Source organism: Streptomyces sp. ERV7 (genome assembly GCF_001653515.1).
In the GTDB taxonomy this organism is placed as follows: Bacteria; Actinomycetota; Actinomycetes; order Streptomycetales; family Streptomycetaceae; genus Streptomyces.
In genome coordinates this window covers 1-7,644 of record NZ_LYOY01000084.1, presented here as the reverse complement: position 1 = coordinate 7,644, position 7,644 = coordinate 1, and the positions used below count along the sequence as shown (strand labels likewise).

The following is a 7,644-nucleotide window of genomic DNA, read 5'->3' as shown; positions in this document are numbered from 1 at the left end:
GCCGTACCCGCCCCGCCCCGGAAACCGCCCCGCAGTCCGAGGTCCTGGAGGTGCTGGAGCGCCTCGGTGACGGCGACCTGGACCTCGACGACGCCATCGCGCTCCTCGACGGAGAGAGAACTCAGAAGTGAAGCACGAGCTCAGCGCCCTCATCGCCGACTACAGGGCGGGCAAGGTCACCGACAGCGAGGTCGGGGACCTTCTGCGGCGGCTCAGGGCGGGCGCGCGGACGTACGAGCTCTCCGAGGGCCAGCACGGTCTCTGGGCGCTCCAGAAGGCGTATCCGCGGATGGCCGCGTACAACGTCCCGCTCTGCTTCAGGGTCTCCGGGCTCGACGAGGCGGTGTTCGAGCGGGCCTGCCGATCGGTGGTCCGGCGGCATCCGGTGCTGGGCACGGTCCTGGGCCGCGAGGGCGACCGGCCGGTGCAGTCGGTCGATCCGGACCGCGAACTCGACTACGCGCGCGTGGATCTGCGCGCGCTGACCGAGGCCCGGATGCTGGAGGCCGTGGAGGCCGAGCACAAGCGGCCGTTCGCCATGGAAGGGGAGCCGCTGCTGCGGATCCGGGTCTTCGCCCGCCCGGCGGACACCTCGATCGTGCTCGTCAGCGTCCACCACCTCGTCTTCGACGGCAGTTCGGCCCGGCTCCTCGCCCAGTCGCTGTTCGACACATACGAGACGCTGCTGGCCGGGGGAGAGCCGGAAGCGGCCCGCGCGGGCTCGGACTTCGAGGCGTTCGTGCGCGAGGAGCGCGCGACGCTGCCGGGTCGCCGCGCGGAGCTGCTCGACTACTGGCGGCAGAAGCTGGCGGGCTTGTCCGCCGCGCTGAGCCTGCCCACCGACCGGCCGCACGCCGAGGTCGCCGACCGGTTCGCCGGAGAGACCCGCTTCAGCGAGCTGTCCGGCGAACTCGCCGACGCCGTCAAGGAGATGGCTACCGCAGGGCGCACCTTCGTCTCCACGGTCATGCTCGCCGCGTACGCCGTGACGCTCGCCAGTTACTCCGCCGAGCGCGAGGTCGTCGTCGGGATGCCCGTGAACGAGCGGGGCGGCGACGAACTCGCCGACGCCATGGGACTCATGATCAACATGATGCCCGTACGGGTGGCCCTCTCCAAGGGCACGACCTTCGGGCAGCTGGTGTCCCAGGTGCAGCGCGAGGTCGTCGACGGGATGCTGCACAGCTACCCGTTCGCCGCGCTCACCCGCGATCTGGCCCAGACAGCGCAGTCCGGCCGCTCGCCGGTCTTCCAGACCGCGTTCGTCTTCCAGGACGTGCTCGACGGCTTCTCGGGCCCGGACCGCCCCTACGAGCTGGTCGAGGAAGTGCACCAGGAGGGCGAGTACGAGCTGTCCGTCGAGGTGTGGGGCAAGGGCGACGGGTACGCGCTGCACTGGAAGTACCACCCCGAGCTGTTCGGCGCCGACTTCGTGGCGGGCCTGGGCGACCGCTACCGGCGTGTCCTCGAAGTCGTCACCGCCGACCCGGAGGCCCGCCTCGACGGCCTGCCTCGAAGTCGTCACCGCCGACCCGGAGGCCCGCCTCGACGGCCTGCGCGCGATGTTCGGCGCCGACACCGCGGTGACGGCGGCCGACGGACCGTGCGCGCACGACCTGTTCGACGCGGCGGCGGCCCGGACCCCGTACGCGGTCGCGGTGACCGGTGCGGACGAGATCCTCACGTACGACGAACTGCGCCGCCGCAGCGACGCGCTGGCGGCCCATCTGGTGGCGCGGGGCGTGCGCCCGAACGACCTGGTGACGGTCTTCCTCGACCGCTCGGCCGCGATGGTCGCGGCGCTGCTCGGCATCCTCAAGGCGGGCGCCGCCTACGTTCCGCTGGACCCGGAGCTGCCCGCCGCGCGGCTGTCCGACATCGTGGGGGACAGCGGCACTTCGCTGGTCGTCACCCAGGCCCGGCTCAAGGACCGGGCCCAGGCCCTGCTCGACGCGCGGCCGGCCCAGGCGCGTGCGGCGGCGCCGGGCGGCCTCGTGGTCCTCGACGAGCAGCGGGACGAGCTCGCGGCGGCCGCCGCGCGGGGCGAGCGGCCCGGGGTGACGGTGACCGAGTCGGACCTCGCGTACGTCATCTACACCTCCGGCAGCACCGGCAAGCCCAAGGGCGTGATGATCCCGCACCGGGGCTTCACCAACCTGCTGCGCTCGATGGCCGTCGAGCCCGGACTCGGCCGCACCGACACGCTGTTCGCGGTCACCACCGTCAGCTTCGACATGGCGCAGGTCGAGCTGTTCCTGCCGCTGGTCACGGGTGGGCGCTGCTATGTGTGCGACAGCGCGACGATCAAGGACGTCGGCCGGCTGAAGGAGCGCATCGGGCAGGTGCGCCCCACGGTCATGCAGGCCACCCCGGCGACCTGGAGCATGCTGTTCCACTCGGGCTGGCGCAACACCGAGGGCGTCCGGATCTTCACCGGCGGCGAGGCTCTGTCCCGGACGCTCAAGGACCACTTCCTGAGCACCGGCACCGAGGCCTGGAACCTGTACGGCCCGACCGAGACCACCGTCTATTCGACCGGCACCCTGGTGCGGCCCGACGCGCCCATCACCATCGGCAAGCCGATCGCCAACACTGAAGTCCTCATCCTGGACGAGCGGTTGCGGCCGGTGGCCGAGGGCGAGCCGGGCGAGCTGTGCATCGCCGGGACGGGGCTGGCCGAGGGGTACGTCAACCGCCCCGAGCTCACGGCCGAGAAGTTCGTGCCCCACCCCGTGGTCGCGGGCGCACGGCTCTATCGCACCGGGGACCTGGCGCGCTGGAACGAGGACGGCGAGATCGACTACCTCGGGCGGCTCGACTTCCAGGTCAAGATCCGGGGCAACCGGGTCGAACTGGGCGACATCGAGTATCACCTGGGCCGTCACGCGGCCGTCGCCGAGTGCGTTGTGGTGGCGCGCGGCGAGGACGCGGCCAAGCAGCTCGTCGCCTACTACCGGCCGGGCGCGGGCCGCACGGCGGGCGCGGCCGACTTCAAGGCTCATCTGCGCGAGAGGCTCCCGTCGTACATGGTCCCGGACTTCTACGTGCCGATCGACGACATTCCGCTGACGGGCAGCGGCAAGGTGGACCGCAACGCGCTGATGCGGCGTGAGATCTCTCTCGCGCCCGCGCCCGCGCCTGCCGCGCCCGTCCCGGCCCGTGGGCAGACGCCGCTCGCCGAGATCGAGGAGCGGGTCCTCGCCTGCTGGCAGGATGTCCTCCAGGTCCGCGACATCGGTGCCACCGCCTCCTTCTTCGAGGTGGGCGGCAACTCGCTCGCGGCCGTGGTGCTCGCCGAGCGCATCACCGACCGCCTCGGCGTGCCGTTCGCGGCGGCCGACCTCTTCAAGTACGCCAGCGCCCGCAGCATCGCCGCATTCGTGCACGAGCACGCGGCACCGCCCACCCCGGCCGTGCGGGCCGAGGAGACCGTTGTCCTGGCCCCGGAGGCCGCCGCGGACCTGCCCGACGACGCCGTGGCGATCGTCGGCATCGCCTGCCGTTTCGGGGATGCGGGGGACCACTGGCGGTTCTGGCAGGACCTGCGGCGCGGCGACGGCACCACCCGGTTCTGGACCGAGGAGGAGCTGCGCGGGGCCGGGGTGCCCGAGCGGGTGTTGCGCGAGCCCGGCTACGTGCCGCTGCGCTCCGCCCTCGCCGACAAGGACGTCTTCGACGGCGAGTTCTTCCGGCTCTCGCCGAACCACGTCGCCCTGATGGACCCGCAGTTCCGCCAGCTGCTGCTGCACGCCTGGAAAGCCGTCGAGGACGCGGGCTACGACCACCGCGACATCCCGGACACCGCTGTCTACGTCACCAGTGGCAACCACTTCTACGGAGCGCCCGCCCCGGACGCGGCGCCCGTGATCGAGGACCCGCAGCAGTACCTGTCGTGGGTGATGTGCCAGAGCGGCACGGTCGCCTCGATGATTTCGTACCAGCTCGGCTTCGGCGGCCCGAGCCTGTCCGTCCACTCCAACTGCTCGTCCTCGCTGAGCGCCCTCTCGCTGGCGGCCCGCGCGGTGCAGAGCGGCGAGACCGGCTTCGCCCTGGTCGCGGCGGCCTCGGCGGCCGGCGCCGACGGGCGTGGCTACGTCCACCAGCCCGGCCTGAACCTCTCCGGCGACGGCCGCGTCAAGGCGTTCGACGCCGACGCCGACGGCATGGTCGGCGGCGAGGGCGTCGCCGCCCTGCTGATCCGCCGCGCCAAGGACGCCGTCGCGGACGGTGACCACATCTACGGCCTGCTGCGCGGTGTGGCGACCAACAGCGACGGCGCCCAGGCCACCGGCTTCTACAGCCCGAGCGTCGACGGGCAGAGCCGGGTGATCCGCCGGGCCCTGGAGCAGACCGGTATCGACGCACGCTCCATCGGGTACGTGGAGGCGCACGGCACCGGCACCAAGCTCGGCGACCCCGTGGAGCTGGCCGCGCTGACCGAGGCGTACCGCGAGACCACCGACGAGACCGGCTACTGCGGCATCGGCTCGGTGAAGTCCAACCTCGGTCACCTCGACTCGGCCGCCGGGCTCGCCGGGACCGTCAAGGTGCTGCTCAGCCTCTACCACGGCGAGCTCGCCCCCACCCTCAACTACACGCGTCCCAACCCCCAGTTGAAACTGGAGCGGTCACCGTTCCACGTCGTCGACCGGCGGCGGGACTGGCCGCGCGGCGCGGACCCGCGCCGGGCGGCGCAGAGCTCCATCGGCCTGGGTGGCAGCAACGCGCACGCGATCTTCGAGGAGTACGCGGCCGCCGCGCCCGCCGCCGACGACCGCTCCCCGCAGCTGGTCCCGCTGTCCGCGCGCACCCGGGACAACCTGGCCGCCTACGCGCGAGAGCTGCGGGAGGCCCTGGAGGACCCGAGGCCCACGCTGCGACTGCGCGATGTGGCATACACGCTCCAGGTGGGCCGGGTGGCGATGGCCCACCGGGTGGCGTTCGTCGTCCGTGACCTGGGTGAACTCGCCGACGAGCTCGCGCTGTTCCTCGACGGCCGGGAATCGGCCCGTCGCTTCACGGGCGAGGTGCCCCGCGGTGGCGCCGCCGACGGTCCCGGCGCCGCCAAGGTCGCCCGCTGGCTGGAGAAGGGCGAGGAGAAGGCAAAGCTGAAGAAGCTCGCCCAGGCGTGGGCGCAGGGCGCCGACGTCGAGTGGCCGAAGCTGGCCAGGACCGCGGCGGGCCGGCGGACCAGTCTGCCCACCTACCCGTTCAGCCGGATGGTCCACCCGTGGCCGGCCCGTGCGGTCCAGACGTCCGGGCACGCTCCGGCGCACCCCCTGCTCCACGAGAACGTGTCGGGGCTCGGCGCGGTCCGCTACCGCACCCGGTTCACCGGCGAGGAGTTTCTGCTCCGCGACCACGTGGTCGACGGGAAGCGGCTGCTCCCGGCCGTGGCGAGCCTGGAGATGGCGTACACGGCCGTGCGCCGTGCGCTGCCCGCCGCCGGATCGCGGGTCACGCTGAAGAACATCAGCTGGGTACGGCCCGTGGCCGTCGGCGGCGAGGGCCGCACCGTCGAGTTCACTCTGACCGAGGACGCGGCGCCGGGCTCGCCCCGCTTCGAGCTGACCGGCTCGGCCCAGGACGGCGGACAAGTCCACGTCCAGGGACGCGCGACGGCCGCGCCCCACACCGAGCGGCCCACGGTCGGGCTCGACCGGCTGCGCGCCGCCCTGCGGTCGCGCCCGCTGTCGGGCGACGAGTGCTACACCTGCATCGCCCGCGCGGGAGTCGCCTACGGCCCCGGCTTCCGGCTGGTGCGCACCCTGCACCGGGGCGCCCCCGACGGGCGGCGCGAGGTGCTGGCCGAGCTGCGGCTGCCGGAAGCGTCGGGCGGCTCCCTGGAGTCGTACGCGCTGCACCCGGGCTTCCTGGACGCGGCGATCCACGCCTCGCTCGGCCTCGACCCCCGGTTCGATACGGAGGCGGGCGCGGCGTCGCGGCCCCGGGAGGCGTCGGCCACACCGGTGCCGTTCGCGCTCGACCGGCTCGACGTCTTCGCGGAGTGCGAGGAGGAGATGTACGCCTGGGTGCGCCCGGCGCCCGGGGAGCGGGCCGAGGGCGCGGGCCAGGTGCTCGACATCGACCTCACCGACGCGGACGGGCGGGTCTGCGCCGCGCTGCGGGGCCTCGCCTACCGTGCGCTCGACGGGAAGAGGGACGGCGGCCGGCCCTCGGCCCTGCGCACCCTCCTGCCCGTCTGGGAGCCCAAGCGCGGCGAACTCCCTTCTGCCGGTGGTGCGGTGGCGGGCCCGCCCGGTGAGGTGCTCGTCTTCGACGCCGACCGGCGACTGCGCGACGAGCTCGGGGCGTTGGTACCCGGACACCGGCTGGTGGAGTTGCCCGCAGGTGCCTCCGTGGCGGAGATCGCCGAGCGGATCCGCAGCACCGGGCGGAAGCCCGCGCACCTCCTCTGGGTGGCGCCGCACGATGGGCCCGATCCCGTCGCGGGCCAGGAGCGGGGCACTGTCGAGGTGTACCGCCTGGTGCGGGCGCTGCTGTCGCTGGGCCTCGGCACCAAGTCGCTGACCTGGACCGCGCTCACCTTCGCCACCCAGCGCGCGCAGGCCCGCGACCTGGTCGCGGCGACCCACGCCGGCGTGCACGGGCTGCTTGGCAGCGCCGCCAAGGAGCACACCCGCTGGACGGTCCGCCTCCTCGACCTGCCCGCCGCAGCGCCCGGCGACGCGCTGCGCGCGGCCGGACTCGCCCTGCCCACCGTCCCGGCCGGAACCACGCTCGCCCTGCGCGACGGCCGCTGGCTGGCCCAGGAGCTGCGGCCCGTCGCCCCGCTCACCCCCGCCACCGCGCCCTACCGGGACGGCGGCCGCTATGTCGTCGTGGGCGGCGCGGGCGGGATCGGTGAGCTGTGGAGCCGCCACATGGTCGAGCACCACCGGGCGGCGATCGTCTGGATCGGCCGCCGCCCGCTCGAAGGCGCCGTCGCGGCCTCCCTCGCCGACCTGGCGGCCCGGGCGCGGGCCGTCGGCGCCGGGGAGCCCCTCTACGTGCAGGCGGACGCGAGCGACGAGGCGGCCCTGGCCGCCGCGTACCGGCGCATCAAGGAGCGCCACGACCGGATCGACGGCGTGGTCCACTCCGCGATCGTGCTGGCGGACAAGACGCTGGCCAACATGGACGAGGAGCGGTTCCGCGCGGCGCTGACCGCCAAGGTCGACGTGGGCGTCCACCTCGCCCGGGTGTTCGGCGCCGAGCCGCTGGACTTCGTCCTCTTCTTCTCCTCGGTGGAGAGCTTCGTACGGGACGCGGGCCAGGCCAACTACGCGGCCGGGTGCACGTTCAAGGACGCGCTGGCCCTGGACCTCGCGGACCGGTGGGCCACCGCGCCGGGCGCCGCCCGTCCCGTGGTGAAGTCCGTCAACTGGGGCTACTGGGGTGTGGCGGGCGTCGTCAGCGACGACTTCTACCGCGCGCGCATGGCGGCGGCGGGCATCGACTCCCTGGACCCCGAGGAAGCCCTGCGCACCCTCGCGGACTTCCTCGGCGGCGAGCACGGCCAGATCGCCCTGATGCGCACCTTCGACGAGGCGGCGCTGCGAGGGCTCGTGCCCGACGCGCGCCTGGGCGCCTCCGCCGATGTGCCCGAGGACGCGCCGGACCGGCTGCCCTCCGTGCTCGACG

At 73.7% G+C, this 7,644-nt stretch carries 1 protein-coding gene and 1 pseudogene; both read left to right on the top strand.

The features are described 5' to 3' along the window. Nucleotides 1-127: 127 nt before the first annotated feature. A pseudogene (locus A8W25_RS35870) lies at nt 128-1,444 on the top strand (condensation domain-containing protein); the annotation flags it as partial. 16 nt (nt 1,445-1,460) lie between these two features. After that, nucleotides 1,461-7,644 (top strand): amino acid adenylation domain-containing protein (locus tag A8W25_RS30510; protein WP_158942821.1); only part of this gene is annotated, 6,184 nt, incomplete at its 3' end.